The organism is Providencia sp. PROV130, from assembly GCF_028482225.1.
Taxonomy (GTDB): domain Bacteria; phylum Pseudomonadota; class Gammaproteobacteria; order Enterobacterales; family Enterobacteriaceae; genus Providencia; species Providencia rettgeri.
In genome coordinates, this window is sequence record NZ_JAMPQC010000029.1 from 22,924 (window position 1) to 37,923 (window position 15,000).

A 15,000-nucleotide genomic window follows, 5' to 3' on the forward strand; every position below is an offset into this window, starting at 1 on the left:
TTGATGTCTAAAGTTAAAGGTAACGTTAAGTGGTTCAACGAATCTAAAGGTTTTGGTTTTATCACTCCAGAAGATGGTAGCAAAGATGTATTTGTTCACTTTTCTGCGATTATGGGCGATGGTTTCAAAACCTTAGCTGAAGGCCAAAAAGTGGAATTTGAAATTACTGAAGGTGCTAAAGGCCCATCTGCTGCTAACGTTATTCCTCTGTAATTTTTATAATTAAGATTAAAACGAACAGCTGAAAACTCGCGCTAGTTATCTAGGGCGAGTTTTTTTATTGCAATAGATAAAAAAATGCCTGATGTAAATCAGGCATTTTTTGTTTATACGTTAAATAATGGAGGCTATTTAACTTCCTCACCTTTAGCTTGTAAATCAGCATGGTAAGAAGAGCGAACGAATGGGCCGCAAGCAGCGTGAGTGAAGCCCATTGCCATGGCTTCTTCTTTCATCTCATCGAACTCAGCAGGACTAACATAGCGTTTAACCGGTAAGTGATGGCGGCTTGGTTGTAGGTATTGGCCTAGTGTAAGCATCGTTACGCCATGGCGACGTAAGTCGTGCATAACCTCGATAATTTCTTTATTGGTTTCACCAAGACCAACCATTAACCCTGATTTAGTTGGGATATCGGGATGGGCTTCTTTAAATTTTTCGAGTAATTTTAAAGACCATTCATAATTAGCACCAGGGCGAACTTGACGGTAAACACGTGGTACGTTTTCAAGGTTATGGTTAAACACATCAGGTGGTGTCGCGGTTAAAATTTCTAATGCGCGATCCATACGGCCACGGAAATCAGGAACAAGCGTTTCAATTTTAATCGATGGGCTTTTTTCACGAATAGCGCTAATGCAATCAGCAAAGTGCTGTGCTCCGCCATCACGTAGATCATCTCGGTCAACTGACGTAATGACGACATAGCGTAATGCCATATCTTTAATAGTCTGTGCTAATTTCTCAGGCTCATTGGCATCTGGTGCATTTGGACGGCCATGAGCAACATCACAGAATGGGCAGCGGCGGGTACAGATAGCCCCTAAAATCATAAAGGTCGCAGTACCATGGTTAAAGCACTCCGAGAGATTAGGGCATGACGCTTCTTCACAAACAGAATGCAGCCCATTTTTGCGCATGGCTGCTTTAATGCCTTGAATACGAGTGGAGTCAGCAGGAAGCCTAATTTTCATCCAGTCAGGTTTACGTAGAATTTCTTCTCGTTCAGTCACAACGTTTTTGACAGGGATCAGCGCCATTTTGTCGGCGTCACGATATTTAATTCCGCGTTCTATCTGAATTGGTTTACTCATAATATGACGGTTCCAGTTATCTTTTATGCTGATGGATAAGTGATAATTCTAAATAAAACCAAATGAAGGCTGTTATCCATTCATTAAAATATTTTTTAAAAATGTTAAAAAATTATAGCATTATTATTGAACAATATGAAATCCCAGTGTGTCACAGAATTGACGAATTAGCACAGGCTGAACATCAGATAATGATACTTTGGGAGCAAGATCACTAACCTGAGTCATCTTTAATTCACTGTAACCACAAGGGTTTATGCGATTAAAGGGTTCAAGATCCATATCAATATTCAAAGCGAGACCATGAAAAGAACAACCTTGCCTTATGCGTAATCCAAGAGAACAAATTTTGTCGCCATTCACATAGACACCAGGGGCATCAGGGCGAGGATACGCTGCAATATTAAAGTGGGCAAGGGTATTCACGACGGTATTTTCCAGTGCGGTGACGAGTTCTCTAACACCAATTTTATTGCGCTTTAAGTCGAGCATCACGTACATCACTTGCTGGCCTGGCCCATGGTAGGTGACTTGGCCACCACGATCGCTTTGAATAACAGGGATATCACCGGGGGCCAGTACATGCTCAGCTTTTCCGGCTTGGCCTTGAGTAAACACGCGAGGGTGTTCAACCAACCAAATTTCATCACAGGTTTCGGGGGTACGACACCCTGTAAATTGGTGCATCGCATCAGATACCTGTTGATACGGCGTTATCCCTAATTGACGTATGATTATCGTTCTTTCTGACAATGTTTTAACATCCACCTGAAAAATTGAGTACTTAGTATAACGCTGGTAGGAGGTGAGTGCTAGTTTTGTCATGTTATAGATATGTTAGCGCGACTCTTTTGAGTGGAGTATGAAAAAGGTAAGAATTTGGATAAGTTTGTATTTTTAGGTTTGGGAATTGATATGAAAAGTTATTTCTCATTAGGCATTTTGATGAAAAACTTATTTTATTTGTACTATCAGCAAGAAAAAATAATTATAAGGCTCTGTAGTGCAGAATAAATAAAAAACTACACCTTAATCGGTTATGGTTAACCTTTGGGATGTAGTTTATTTTTACAGAAATTAAAGTACAACTTTAACTAATTCTAATGCACCTAATTCACTATACAAAGTTTCCACTTGTTCTATATGGGTGGCATTGATAGTAATAGAAACGGAGTGATAATTCCCCTTGCTGCTCGGTTTTACGTCTGGAGAGTAATCCCCCGGAGCATGACGTTGTATCACTTCAATCACTTGATCAACCAGTTCAGGCTGTGCCAAGCCCATCACTTTGTAGGTTAATGGGCATGGGAACTCAAGCAGTTCACCTAATTTCGTTTTCATGGGCACTCCTAATTTTTAAATTGGGCTGCTGGCTGAAAAAGATTGGCTGGTATTAAACCAGCCAATGAGAGGTATTCATCCAACAAACATTTCGATACTTACTATATGGGGATGACTTATTTTAGTTTCAAGTCTTAACCAAACCAACGGTGGAAGAGTAATTTAATATAGTCAATTAACCGACTGAAAAAGCCACCTTCTTCAACATCTTTTAATACTGCTAAAGGGTGCTGCTCGATAATTTTACCATCAAGTTGGAAGCTAATGGTACCGACTTGCTGACCTTTGGTTAAGGGAGCTTCTAGCTCAGTTGTAGATAGCTCATAACTGGCTTTTAAATCTTTTAAGCGACCTCGTGGGATGGTGAGGTATAAATCTTCAGTGACACCTAATTTTACTTCATTTTCATCACCAAACCAGACTGGCACACTGGCAAAATCCACATTGGCTTGTAATGGTTTAACAGTTTCATAAAAGCGGAAACCGTAAGTGAGTAACTTTTTACTTTCGGCATCACGGCCTTTGCTGCTTTTACCTCCCATAACAACAGAGATCAGGCGCATATCACCTTCGGTTGCTGAGGCAACAAGGTTATAGCCCGCGGCATTAGTATGACCGGTTTTTATGCCATCAACAGCAAGGCTCTTATCCCACAATAGGCCATTACGGTTTGTTTGGCGGATATTGTTAAAGGTAAACTCTTTTTCTTTATAGATTGCGTACTCTTCAGGCACATCACGTACGAGTGCTTGCCCAATAAGCGCCATATCACGGGCTGAGCTATATTGGCCTTCGGCATCTAAACCATGAACGGTTTGAAAATAGGTATTTTTCAGCCCTAATTTGTTTACATAGCCATTCATTAATTGAACAAAGTTGGCTTGGTCACCCGCAATATAGTCGGCCATAGCAACACAAGCGTCGTTACCTGATTGCAAGTTAATACCACGAGTTAATTGAGACACGCTAACACGGTCGCCAGGTTTTAAGAACATCAATGATGAGCCTTTAAACACTGGATTACCGGTAGCCCACGCATCATTTCCGACCGTGACGATATCATTTTCACCAATTTTACCTGACTTAATTGCTTGACCAATAACATAGCTGGTCATCATTTTTGTCAAACTCGCAGGATCGCGGCGTTGGTCGGCATTACTTTCAGCGAGAACTTTCCCTGAATTATAATCAATTAAGATATAAGCTTCTGCATCAATAGCGGGTGCCGCAGGAATTGATGTATTCGGGAAGGTTTCATTAGCATTCGCAATATTCGCAGTCATAAGAAGGAGTGCGGAGCCCAGCACTGTATGACGCACGATGCGTGATGGAGCGACATTATTCATGGTTTTACCATTACATCCGAAATTCGGTTAACACAAGGAGGCGCAGTTTAGCAAAAGAATAGGATAAGAAAAAAGCCACTTTTGCACTGTACCAATGATTTTTTTGTCAGTTTAACATTGCCTAACTTTAGGTTGCATCAAATGTAACGGAGCAACCTAAAGTTACGTTGTACTAAGGCGCAACGACCATTGACGATTGATTTTTTTCAGACTGTAAACGGCCTTGAACCTCAACGGCTTGTTGCCTTGTACTAAATGGTCCTAACTGTACTCGGTAAATACCATTATAAGGTTGTAGCCGCCCAGGAACATTAAACTGTGTTTTCAATTCATTCAGCATATTTTGTGCATTGGTTTGGCTACTAATGGCGCCTGCTTGAACGAGAAAACCACGCTCAGGAACCACTTCTTTCGTTGTTGTTGGTGGTGGCGTTGGTGTTTGTAAGCTCATATCAGGCATCGTAGGCTGCATCGGCTCTTTTGGCTGCTGAACGGGCAATGTATTTTCTGGCGTTGGCAAGTTCTCCATCACAGGGGTACCCATTGGGCCAGAACCTAATTGTGGGCGCCCCGGCAATGCATAGCTTTGTTTCACAAAATTAGAGCCAACGGTTCCAGTTCCTGACAAAGTGCCATCTTGAGCGACTTGAATGGCATCAATTTTAATTTTTGTCGTCGGCATTAAATTCAGGCGGTCAGCGGTTGCGCGTGACACGGCAATACTTTTTCCTGGCGTATAAGGCCCACGGTCATTAACACGCACGACCATCATCCGGCCATTCATCATGTTGGTGATACGGACATAGCTAGGGATCGGTAACGTTGGGTGAGCAGCAGTTAATTCCACTGGATTAACTCGTTCACCAATCGCAGTCATATTTCCTGCAGACTCGGCACCATAAATAGACGCATAACCCACTTGGCTAAATTGTGATGGGTCGCGTACGATTTGGTACTGTTGACCATTGCGTGAGTAATCATTATTTGCAGTTGGATGATACGGCTCATAATGAGGCTCTGCACCTAATACATCTTGAGTGGGTACATTGGTTGGCACTTGGGCTGGTTGTTTAACATCTTCTGTCACACAGCCACTAAGTAGCGCGGCAGTGACGCCAAGCATTATCCATTGTAAACGCATACTAAGCCTCATTTTATAAACTTTTGGAAAGGAATTTTCGGTGTGTATGTATCGACATGATAATACCGAATCCAGCCATTAAAACAATCAAAGCGGAGCCCCCGTAGCTCACTAAAGGAAGGGGAACACCAACCACCGGTAATATACCACTGACCATACCGATATTCACAAATACATAGACAAAAAGGATTAAAATCAAACCACCAACCATAACCCGACCAAAAGTATTTTGTGCACTAGCAGCAATATAAAGCCCACGAATAATCAATAAAAGGTATAGGCCAAGTAAAATAAGCACGCCGACTAAGCCAAGTTCTTCTGCTAACACAGCAAAAATAAAGTCAGTATGCCTTTCTGGTAAAAATTCAAGCTGTGATTGCGTGCCATGCAACCAACCTTTGCCCATTAATCCACCAGAACCAATCGCAATTTTTGATTGGATAATATGGTAACCGGCTCCTAGTGGATCAGTTTCTGGGTCTAATAACATCATGACACGGGCTCTTTGATAGCCATGCATTAAAAAGAACCACAGTAGTGGAATAAAGGCGGCGAGCGCAATGGCGGCAACTGCAATAAGCCGCCAACTCATTCCAGCAAGGAACAAAACGAATAAGCCAGAAGCTGCAACTAAAATCGAGGTACCAAGGTCTGGTTGTGCAGCCACTAGTAATGTTGGTACAAAAATCAATACGAGCGCAATTAATGTATTTTTGAATGAAGGAGGGCAGAGGTCTCGGTTCATGAAACGAGCGACCATTAAAGGGACGGCAATTTTTGCAATTTCAGAGGGTTGGAATCGAATAAAACCCAAGTCTAACCAGCGCTGAGCTCCTTTACTTATTTGCCCAAAGACATCAACAAAAACCAGTAAAATAACGCAGAAGATAAACAGGTGGGGCGCCCAACTTTCATACATTCTAGGGGGGATCTGCGCCATCACTATCATGACGATGAAACCTGTCGCTATCTGCCCTAATTTACGCTCCATCATTTCAGGATCTTGGCCACTCGCACTCCACATAATAAATGCGCTGTATGCAAGTAATGCGACAATAATTAGCAGCATAGGCACATCTATATGCAGACGTGAGGATAACGAAATTTTTTTCTTATCGTCTGTCATATTCTTTATAGCTCATTGTTATTCTTAGGATTATGCATCAGCGATCTTCTCCTGCATTGGTTGCTGACACCGCAACTTCAGTACGGTTATCACCAAGAAGAACGTGGTCAAATATTTGCCGCACAATATCACCAACTGCTGGGCCCGCGCCCCCGTTTTCCAGAATAATTGCAACGGCAATCGTGGGTTTATCATACGGAGCATAAGCAATCATCAATTTGTGGTCACGGAGGTGTTCAGCAAGTTTACTGGCATTATAGGTTTCATAGCTGAAGACCTGCGCAGTACCCGATTTTGCTGCCGCTTTATAAGGGGTACCAATGAAACTACGGCGCCCAGTACCATTCGGTGCATTGGCGACACCGTACATTCCATGCTTCGCTAGCTCCCAAAAACCGGAATTAATATCACCAATTTGTTTGGTTTCTTTGTCTTCATAAGGCACCATGGCATTACCCAATTTTGTGCCGTAAAGCAAATGTGGGGTTTTAACTTGGCCATCATTGATTAATGTCATTAATGCTTTTGACATTTGAATTGGCGTTGCTGTCCAATAGCCTTGCCCGATCCCAACTGGAATAGTATCACCTTGATACCAAGGCTTTTTATAGCGTTTTTGTTTCCATTCACGGGTTGGCATGATACCAGAACGCTCTTCTGCAAGGTCAATTCCAGTATAATCACCAAAACCAAAACGGCTCATCCATTCAGAAATACGGTCAATCCCCATATCATAAGCGACTTGGTAGAAGAAGGTATCCGCAGATTCAATAATGGATTTTGATACATTGAGTTTGCCGTGTCCCCAACGTTTCCAGTCACGGTAACGCTTTTCCGAACCGGGTAATTGCCACCAACCAGGGTCAAAAATGGTTGTATTGGGGGTAATTACTTTTTCACTTAATGCCGCAACAGAAATAAAGGGTTTTACTGTCGATGCAGGGGGATATAGCCCTTGAGTTGTTCGGTTAATCAGCGGTCTGTCAGGGTTATTTAATAATGCTTGATAATCTTTATTTGAGATACCGTTTACAAACAAGTTAGAGTCATAACTTGGATTAGACACCAGAGCCAAAATTTCGCCATTACGTGGGTCAGTGACCACAACGGCTGCACGGCTAGTGGTTAACAGTTTTTCGATATAAATTTGTAATTCGAGGTCAATAGTGAGGTAGATATCTCGACCTGCTTGCGGTGGTTGCTCATGAAGTTGGCGGATCACGCGACCGCGGCTATTCACTTCAACTTCTTCATAACCAGTTTTACCGTGTAAGATATCTTCATAATAACGCTCAATACCTAATTTACCGATATCATGGCTAGCAGCATAATTAGGTAATAAACCTTCTTTATCAAGACGTTCAACATCTTTGTCATTGATTTTCGCCACATAACCAATCACATGAGTTAATGCAGAACCATATGGGTAAGAGCGTCGTTGGTAACTTTTGACTTCTAAGCCGGGAAAACGGTACTGATTAACGGCAAAACGAGCAACTTGAACTTCGTTGAGCTGAGTTTTCAATGCAATAGAGGTAAACCGACGTGAGCGCTTACGCTCTTTTTCAAAATTAGTAATGTCTTCGTCAGTTAAATCTACCACATTACGAAGGTTATCTAAGGTTTCTTGCAGATTACTGACTTTTTCGGGCACGATTTCTAGCTGGTAAAACGTGCTATTAAGGGCGAGTTGAGTCCCTCGGCGGTCATAAATAATCCCACGGCTTGGTGCGATAGGCACCAATTTGATTCGGTTATCATTTGACCGTGTTTGATAATCTTCATGACGAACAATTTGCAAGTGATACAAATTGGTCACAAGAATAGATGTTAAAATGACAATCACACCGAAGGCGATAAGCGCTCGGCGGATAAATAAAACTGATTCAGCGGTATGGTCGCGAAAAGGGGTGCGTTGTGTTTTCATCCCATTGCCATTTTGAACATATTTAAACCTGACTATTCCCTGTGATAAGGGTGGTTAGTCGTAATACTCCATGCGCGATAAAGACTCTCGGCAACAAGGACACGAACCAGTGGATGAGGTAGCGTAAGTGGTGATAGTGACCAACTTTGCTCTGCCGCTGCCTTACAAGCGGGTGAAAGACCCTCGGGACCACCGATTAATAAGCTGACATTACGGCCATCTTGTTTCCATTTATCGAGTTGTACGGCAAGTTTTGGGGTGTCCCAACGATCGCCTGGAATATCCAAGGTGACGATGCGATTTCCTTTACCTACGGCTGCGAGCATTAATTCGCCTTCTTTTTCTAGAATGCGTTTTATATCTGCATTTTTCCCACGTTTTCCTGCAGGAATTTCCGTTAATTCAAATGGCATATCTTTAGGAAAACGATGGAGGTAATCCATAAAGCCGGTCTGGACCCAGTCCGGCATTTTTGTTCCAACGGCAATGAGCTGTAATTTCAAACTCAGCTCCAGAGCTTTTCTAATTCATACATACGACGACTTTCATCTTGCATAATATGAACAATGGCATCGCCAAGGTCGACGACTATCCAATCAGAAATACCTTGTCCTTCAACACCTAATGGCATTAAACCATTTTTACGGCAAGCTTCGATTAACCTGTCAGCGACTGACATCAAATGGCGACTTGATGTCCCTGTACAGATGATCATCTGATCGGTAATACTTGATTTCCCTTGAACATCGATAGTAATGATATCTTCTGCTTTAGCATCATCAAGCTGATCGATAATAAATTGTTGGAGTTCAGTTCCTTGCAAAAGGTTCACCTTTTATTCAAATAAACAGAATATCACGTTAAACACTGTTTGTAGTTTGTAGATAAAATAATCGCTGATAACAAAGTAAACATATTAACAGCCCTGCTATTTTACCCTAGATTTTAAGAAAAATCGGCTAAATTATTTTTTATTCATCGTGGAGTGAAATTTATAGGGATATCCGTACATTTGAGCAAGAAGTTTGTGCTAACTTTACAAAATAACGCTAAAAACTGTACTCCTGACAAATATTTTATAATGAGATGTGTATTGTGCAAATAACTAAACCAAAAGTTTTTATATTTGAAGGAATTAATCATCTACCCGCTAATATTCATCGACAGGTGAATTCTATGGTTGAATTTGTAACGAGCCTCACCCATGAGGGGATGCAAAATAAAGTTAATGGTATTATTTGCTCTAGACAGCAACTAGCTAAATTACAAGGGTTATTCCCAGCGAATATTCCGACATTAACGGATGATAAGCTACAAGATATAGCGTCTTGGGATTGCTTTCTGACGAAATTGTATACGATACAAAGATTAGACGGTTTATATAACGAGCTAACACATCACAATATGATTCAATTTCATAGTTGTCATAAATATCTCATCATGGCGTATTCCCCTATTGGCTATCAGTATACGGGACGCTTAGTGGCGAATATTAGTAGTACTACTGACCTTATGTGCTTTTTAAATCAATATAAAGCCTGTTTAATGGAAATATTGGCGGCAGTGCCAGCAAAAAATATTGAAGTTAATGCGCTGAACCATATGCAAGGCTATTTCAAACATAAAGCCACGAAAGATGAGAAAAAACGCTTATCATGGCTGATTAATGACTATTTAGCGGGTAATTTACCACTAAACAGGCCATTAGAGATGATGAAGCAATTGCTTGTTCAATACCCAGACAACTATTTAATGCAGCAAGTTATTTTTGAGCCATATCCTAATAGTTGTTCAATAAGAGAGATCCCTTATTGTTGGTAAAGGTGCTGTTGATGAATATATTGCAAAACCGCATCTGGAATTAATTCGTGACAAGAGTCGCCTGAGCTTAATTTTTCGCGGATCTCTGTTGCAGAGATATTTACCAATGGGGTATCCCCAATAAAAATGTACCCATTGGCCGCTTGGTTTAAAGCAATTGGGTCTGTTGTTTGATGTTCTAATAACCAGTTTTGCATTATAGGGTCGGAAAATTGAGTGGCATATCCTGGACGCGAACAGACTAATAGATGGCAGTTATCTAGAATTCGATCCCACCCGTACCATTTATTAATCGACAATAAAGAATCTTGACCAATAATAAACGCAAGCGGCTTTTCCGCCCCCATTTCTTGGCGTAATTCGGCCAGTGTTTCGATTGTATAAGAAGGGCTATTTTTCGCTAATTCACGCGTATCGATAGCAAATAAAGGGGTATCTTGTGTTGCTAACTTCACCATTTCTAAACGTTGTGCTGGTGTTGCTTCTGGCTGTGGGCGATGGGGAGGAACGTGGTTAGGTAGCAAGATCACTTTTTCGAGGCCAACTTGTTGGGCAAGGGCTTGTACAGGGCGTAAATGGCCAAAGTGAATGGGGTCGAATGTCCCGCCGAATAATGCTAGCAAGTTATGTTGTTTTGAAAATGAATTACTCATGAATAAAATTCTCTGCAAATGCTTTACCGCATAATAGCATAGACAGTGTTTGCAGGTCAGGCCATGGCGAATGGCTAAAATCTTGTTTAATATTGATTTCTGCTTGCGTTAATAACATTAATGCAGATTGCAATTGATGCAATGTTAAGCGTTGTAAGGCTTCCGTGAGCACACCTCGGCGGTTTTGCCATACTTTGTGTTGATCAAATAATGTTTTTAATGGGGTTGTTGCAGATTGGCGTTTCAATGTAATTAGCAGCATCAGATCGCGTTGGATTGAGCGCAATAAAATAACGGGCTCAACATCCTCTTGTTGCAGTTGCTCTAAAATATGCCAAGAACGGCGCGACTTACCAGCCAATAGGGCATCAACCCAATGATAGGGCGTAAAATGCGCTGAATCATTCACGGCACTTTCGACGCGAGGGTAGGTAAGTTTACCATCTGGATAAAGCAGGGATAGCCGTTCAAGCGCTTGCGCTAAACCAAGTAAATTCCCTTCATAACAGTAGCAAAGTAGTTGGTTAGCTTCGGCTTCTAAAGAAAGCCGCATACTGTAGGCGCGTTTAGAAACCCATTGTGGTAACCGTTGATATTCAGGGGTCAGGCAACTGATATAAATGGCATCTTGGCTAATTGCTTTAAACCAAGCACTGTTTTCTTGTGCTTTCGTGAGTTTATGGCCGCGTAACACAAGAAGCAGGTCTGAATGGAGTAGCTGCGCCAGTTGATTCAACTTTTCTGCCATGGCGGCGTTAGGGCCATTTTCAGGTAACAGCAGAGTGAGTGTTTGGCGGCTAGCAAACAGGCTTAAAGCTTGACAGAGACTAAAAATTTCATCCCAGTCAGTATTTTGCTCAAGAGAAAACGAAAAATGCTCTTCAAAGCCTTGTTCTTGTGCAGCTTTGCGGACGGCATCTTGGCTTTCTTGAAGAAGAAGGGGCTCATTGCCCCAAATTAAATAGCGGCCTCTTAGAGACTCTTGTAACGAAGAGGCCAGCTGCTCAGGGTAGATACGCGTCATTATAGTTGAGTATTCGCATCAGCCGCTTGGTTTTTTGCCTTCTCAAGTTCTGCTGAATGAACAAGCAATAATTTACGCACAATATTACGTGCAGCTTGTTCTTGCATTTCTTGACTTACAATTTCTTTTTCAGCATCTTTCGCAAGCGCTTCTAAAGGGTTGTCGGAGAAAGTACGTTCAACACGGCTTTGTAAAGGATAGATAGCTCCATCAGGCATCAACACTTGCACATTCATTACCAGTGTTAATTGTTTCTCTGCCGCTTTACCATCTTGATAAACGGACACAGTTTCAGTATTTTCATTAGAGCTCAGAACTTTCAAAATGGGAACATCGGCTCTTCCCGTTTCAAGAATGGTCACGTTATTGAGCCGCAGTTGTTCCCTAAGCGCCCTTGTAAGGTAGCTATATGGGTCACTTGAACTTAGCTGCAATGTTCTCAGTTCTTCAGGAATTTGAGTTGTTCCTTGAAGACGAAAACCGCAACCTGCGGTGACCAGCACCGCTAGGCTCAAAAATAATGTTATCAGATAATGCACCTGGCCTCCTTATCAGCCAATAACCTAATATTAACCTACAACAAGGTTAAGCAATTTGCCTGGGACATAGATTACTTTGCGGATGCTAACACCTTCAAGGTATTTCGCTACGCTCGGTTCATTTTTTGCCATATCTAGGACAAACTCTTGGTTTGCATCAGCCGGAACGGTAATGCGACCACGAACCTTGCCATTAACTTGAACGACGACCAGTTTGGTATCGTCAATCATGGCTTTTTCATCAGCAACAGGCCATTGTGCGAAATCGATGTCTGTTTGGTGACCGAGCGCTTTCCACATTTCAAAGCAAGCGTGTGGAATGATTGGAGATAGCATCAGTGTGATTGCTTCGAGAGACTCTTGCACTAATGCACGGTCTTGCTCAGTTTCTTGTGGTGCACGAACTAATTTGTTCAAGAACTCCATGATAGCGGCAATCGCAGTGTTAAATGCATAACGACGACTGAAATCATCGGAGACTTTCGCGATTGTTTTGTGCAGGTCACGACGTAAGTCTTTTTGTTCAGGTGTTAATGCGCTGATATCTAAAGGCGAAGTTGCACCTTTTTGTGAATGCTCATGCACTAAACGCCAAACGCGACGCACGAAGCGGTTAGCACCTTCAACGCTGGATTCTTGCCACTCAAGGGTTAACTCTGGTGGAGCAGCGAACATCATAAACAGACGAACGGTATCCGCACCGTATTTTTCGACCATTAATTGAGGGTCAATACCGTTGTTTTTCGACTTAGACATTTTGCTCATACCGGTATACACCAGTTCATGGCCTTCATTGTCTACCGCTTTAGTTATACGGTTTTTGTCGTCACGTTCAACAATGGCATCGGCTGGGGAAACCCAAACACGTTGGCCATCGCTACCTGTGTAGTAGAATGCATCAGCCAGCACCATGCCTTGGCACAGTAAGCGTTTTGCTGGTTCATCAGAGTTGACCAGCCCTGCATCACGCATCAACTTATGGAAAAAGCGGAAATACATTAAGTGCATGATGGCGTGTTCGATACCACCAATATATTGGTCAACCGGTAACCAGTAGTTTGCTGCCTCAGGGTCTAACATGCCGTCGTCATATTGCGGGCAGGTATAACGTGCATAGTACCAAGAAGATTCCATAAAGGTATCGAAGGTATCGGTTTCACGTAACGCAGGTTGACCATTAATAGTCATTTTGGCCCATTCAGGATCTGCTTTAATCGGGCTTGTAATACCGTTCATTACGACATCTTCTGGCAAAATGACAGGTAACTGATCTTCAGGAACCGGAACCACAGTGCCATCTTCCAATGTTGCCATTGGGATTGGGGCACCCCAGTAACGTTGACGTGAAACACCCCAGTCACGTAAGCGGTAGTTTACCTTGCGTTGACCAGCACCCAGAGCAACGAGTTTATCTGAAATAGCATTGAACCCCGCTTGGTGGCCTAATCCACTGAATTCACCTGAGTTAATCAGTGCATTTTTCTCAGTCATCGCTTCTTGGGATAAATCAGGCTCGTTGCCATCAGCATCGGCAATAACCGCTTTGATGGGTAAGTTGTATTTGTGGGCGAATTCCCAGTCACGTTGGTCGTGAGCAGGAACGGCCATAACTGCGCCAGTACCGTATTCCATTAAAACAAAGTTAGCGACCCAAATTGGCAGTTTTTCTTGGGTTAATGGATGAATAACGAATAAGCCGGTTGCCATGCCTTTTTTATCCATGGTGGCCATATCCGCTTCCGCAGTTTTGGTGTTACGGCACTCATCGATAAATTGGGCTAATTCAGGGTTATTTGTCGCGGCTTCTTTAGCCAGAGGGTGACCTGCTGCAACAGCCACATAAGTTGCCCCCATAAAGGTATCAGGGCGAGTGGTATAGACTGTTAAGGTTTCATCACGGTCTGCAACATTGAATGTGATCTCAGTCCCTTCGGAGCGGCCGATCCAGTTGCGCTGCATGGTTTTGACTTGCTCTGGCCAGTCATCTAATTTGTCGAGGTCGTTGAGCAGCTCTTCTGCGTAGTCGGTAATTTTAATAAACCACTGAGGGATTTCTTTGCGCTCAACAGGGGTATCACAACGCCAGCAGCAACCATCAACCACTTGTTCATTCGCCAAAACAGTTAAGTCGTGAGGGCACCAGTTTACCGCAGAAGTTTTTTTGTACACTAAACCTTTTTCATACAGTTTAGTAAAGAACCATTGTTCCCAACGGTAATATTCAGGAGTACAAGTGGTAACTTCACGATCCCAATCGTAACCGAAGCCGAGCATTTTCAGCTGGTTTTTCATGTAATCGATATTAGCGTAAGTCCATGGCGCAGGCGCAGTATTATTTTTAACCGCAGCACCTTCAGCTGGCAGGCCAAACGCATCCCAACCAATTGGTTGAAGAACGTTTTTCCCCAACAAACGTTGGTAACGAGAGATAACGTCACCCATGGTGTAGTTACGTACGTGGCCCATGTGTAGTCGACCAGAAGGGTAAGGTAGCATGGACAGGCAATAGTATTTTTCTTTGCTGTTGTCTTCTGTCACTTTGAAAGTTGCTTTTTCATCCCAGTGACGCTGTACTTTAGGCTCTATATCTTCTGGACGATATTGTTCTTGCATGGCACCGATAATCCTATGGTGAATAAAGGCTACATCTGTAGCGTGAATGTCTTTCTTAATTGAGATCCGCATAGCATAGCGGATCTAGACCGAAAACAACAATAGTTGATTAGCTGAACCTAATAGGGGGAAGCTGGATATTGTTTTTCGGGGAAC

At 42.5% G+C, this 15,000-nt stretch carries 15 protein-coding genes; 2 read left to right on the forward strand and 13 right to left on the reverse strand.

What is annotated here, in order from left to right:
• Positions 1-3 precede the first annotated feature (3 nt).
• Positions 4-213, forward strand: a complete 210-nt coding sequence (gene cspE / locus PSF28_RS18955) for a transcription antiterminator/RNA stability regulator CspE (RefSeq protein WP_004257099.1) — start codon at positions 4-6, stop codon at positions 211-213.
• Positions 214-347: 134 nt separating this feature from the next.
• On the opposite strand, the gene lipA is transcribed toward cspE, so the two are convergent.
• The 9 genes from lipA to rsfS form a co-directional block, all read right to left on the reverse strand.
• Positions 348-1,313 (reverse strand): lipoyl synthase, encoded by a 966-nt coding sequence (lipA, locus tag PSF28_RS18960; protein WP_210837093.1) that lies wholly within the window; start codon positions 1,311-1,313, stop codon positions 348-350.
• A gap of 123 nt (positions 1,314-1,436) precedes the next feature.
• On the reverse strand, positions 1,437-2,081 hold the full coding sequence (gene lipB / locus PSF28_RS18965; RefSeq protein WP_272685497.1) for a lipoyl(octanoyl) transferase LipB: 645 nt from the start codon (positions 2,079-2,081) through the stop codon (positions 1,437-1,439).
• A 309-nt stretch (positions 2,082-2,390) separates the two neighbouring features.
• A complete protein-coding gene (ybeD, locus tag PSF28_RS18970) occupies positions 2,391-2,654 on the reverse strand; it encodes a DUF493 family protein YbeD (protein WP_004908910.1) in 264 nt (87 codons plus the stop codon).
• A gap of 134 nt (positions 2,655-2,788) precedes the next feature.
• Positions 2,789-4,000, reverse strand: coding sequence for a D-alanyl-D-alanine carboxypeptidase DacA (gene dacA, locus PSF28_RS18975; RefSeq protein WP_210837091.1), 1,212 nt, complete (start codon positions 3,998-4,000; stop codon positions 2,789-2,791).
• A 172-nt stretch (positions 4,001-4,172) separates the two neighbouring features.
• Positions 4,173-5,141, reverse strand: a complete 969-nt coding sequence (gene rlpA / locus PSF28_RS18980; RefSeq protein ID WP_272685480.1) for an endolytic peptidoglycan transglycosylase RlpA — start codon at positions 5,139-5,141, stop codon at positions 4,173-4,175.
• Positions 5,142-5,154: 13 nt separating this feature from the next.
• Positions 5,155-6,267 carry a peptidoglycan glycosyltransferase MrdB gene (gene mrdB / locus PSF28_RS18985; protein ID WP_272685481.1) on the reverse strand — a complete coding sequence of 371 codons (1,113 nt, stop codon included), beginning with the start codon at positions 6,265-6,267 and terminating at the stop codon, positions 5,155-5,157.
• A 37-nt stretch (positions 6,268-6,304) separates the two neighbouring features.
• Complete coding sequence (gene mrdA, locus PSF28_RS18990) at positions 6,305-8,194, reverse strand: peptidoglycan DD-transpeptidase MrdA (protein ID WP_210837087.1); 1,890 nt, start codon at positions 8,192-8,194, stop codon at positions 6,305-6,307.
• Between the two features lie 32 nt (positions 8,195-8,226).
• A complete protein-coding gene (gene rlmH, locus PSF28_RS18995; RefSeq protein ID WP_036957956.1) occupies positions 8,227-8,697 on the reverse strand; it encodes a 23S rRNA (pseudouridine(1915)-N(3))-methyltransferase RlmH in 471 nt (156 codons plus the stop codon).
• 2 nt (positions 8,698-8,699) lie between these two features.
• Complete coding sequence (gene rsfS / locus PSF28_RS19000) at positions 8,700-9,026, reverse strand: ribosome silencing factor (RefSeq protein WP_080641496.1); 327 nt, start codon at positions 9,024-9,026, stop codon at positions 8,700-8,702.
• A 344-nt stretch (positions 9,027-9,370) separates the two neighbouring features.
• Between rsfS and PSF28_RS19005 the strand changes: the two genes are divergently transcribed.
• The gene (locus PSF28_RS19005) at positions 9,371-10,015 is read left to right on the forward strand and encodes a DUF1722 domain-containing protein (protein ID WP_247605322.1); all 645 of its coding nucleotides are present in this window, start codon (positions 9,371-9,373) and stop codon (positions 10,013-10,015) included.
• On the opposite strand, the gene nadD is transcribed toward PSF28_RS19005, so the two are convergent.
• Genes nadD through leuS form a run of 4 tightly spaced genes read right to left on the reverse strand, consistent with a single transcriptional unit; the run spans position 10,003 to position 14,844 of the window.
• Positions 10,003-10,668: a nicotinate-nucleotide adenylyltransferase gene (nadD, locus tag PSF28_RS19010; protein WP_210837084.1), complete on the reverse strand. Its 666-nt coding sequence runs from the start codon at positions 10,666-10,668 to the stop codon at positions 10,003-10,005. The genes PSF28_RS19005 and nadD overlap by 13 nt on opposite strands.
• Positions 10,661-11,692: a DNA polymerase III subunit delta gene (gene holA, locus PSF28_RS19015; RefSeq protein ID WP_210837082.1), complete on the reverse strand. Its 1,032-nt coding sequence runs from the start codon at positions 11,690-11,692 to the stop codon at positions 10,661-10,663. The genes nadD and holA overlap by 8 nt, the downstream gene beginning before the upstream one ends.
• Complete coding sequence (lptE, locus tag PSF28_RS19020) at positions 11,692-12,231, reverse strand: LPS assembly lipoprotein LptE (RefSeq protein ID WP_272685482.1); 540 nt, start codon at positions 12,229-12,231, stop codon at positions 11,692-11,694. The genes holA and lptE overlap by 1 nt, the downstream gene beginning before the upstream one ends.
• A 30-nt stretch (positions 12,232-12,261) precedes the next feature.
• Positions 12,262-14,844: a leucine--tRNA ligase gene (leuS, locus tag PSF28_RS19025; protein WP_210837080.1), complete on the reverse strand. Its 2,583-nt coding sequence runs from the start codon at positions 14,842-14,844 to the stop codon at positions 12,262-12,264.
• Between the last annotated feature and the right edge of the window lie 156 nt (positions 14,845-15,000).

Coding starts and splice junctions, on each gene's coding strand:
- mrdA (WP_210837087.1), bottom strand. CDS start 8,194: ATGAAAACACAACGCACCCCTTTTCGCGACCATACCGCTGAATCAGTT.
- cspE (WP_004257099.1), top strand. CDS start 4: ATGTCTAAAGTTAAAGGTAACGTTAAGTGGTTCAACGAATCTAAAGGT.
- holA (WP_210837082.1), bottom strand. CDS start 11,692: ATGACGCGTATCTACCCTGAGCAGCTGGCCTCTTCGTTACAAGAGTCT.
- rlpA (WP_272685480.1), bottom strand. CDS start 5,141: ATGCGTTTACAATGGATAATGCTTGGCGTCACTGCCGCGCTACTTAGT.
- lipA (WP_210837093.1), bottom strand. CDS start 1,313: ATGAGTAAACCAATTCAGATAGAACGCGGAATTAAATATCGTGACGCC.
- ybeD (WP_004908910.1), bottom strand. CDS start 2,654: ATGAAAACGAAATTAGGTGAACTGCTTGAGTTCCCATGCCCATTAACC.
- nadD (WP_210837084.1), bottom strand. CDS start 10,668: ATGAGTAATTCATTTTCAAAACAACATAACTTGCTAGCATTATTCGGC.
- PSF28_RS19005 (WP_247605322.1), top strand. CDS start 9,371: ATGGTTGAATTTGTAACGAGCCTCACCCATGAGGGGATGCAAAATAAA.
- dacA (WP_210837091.1), bottom strand. CDS start 4,000: ATGAATAATGTCGCTCCATCACGCATCGTGCGTCATACAGTGCTGGGC.
- leuS (WP_210837080.1), bottom strand. CDS start 14,844: ATGCAAGAACAATATCGTCCAGAAGATATAGAGCCTAAAGTACAGCGT.
- mrdB (WP_272685481.1), bottom strand. CDS start 6,267: ATGACAGACGATAAGAAAAAAATTTCGTTATCCTCACGTCTGCATATA.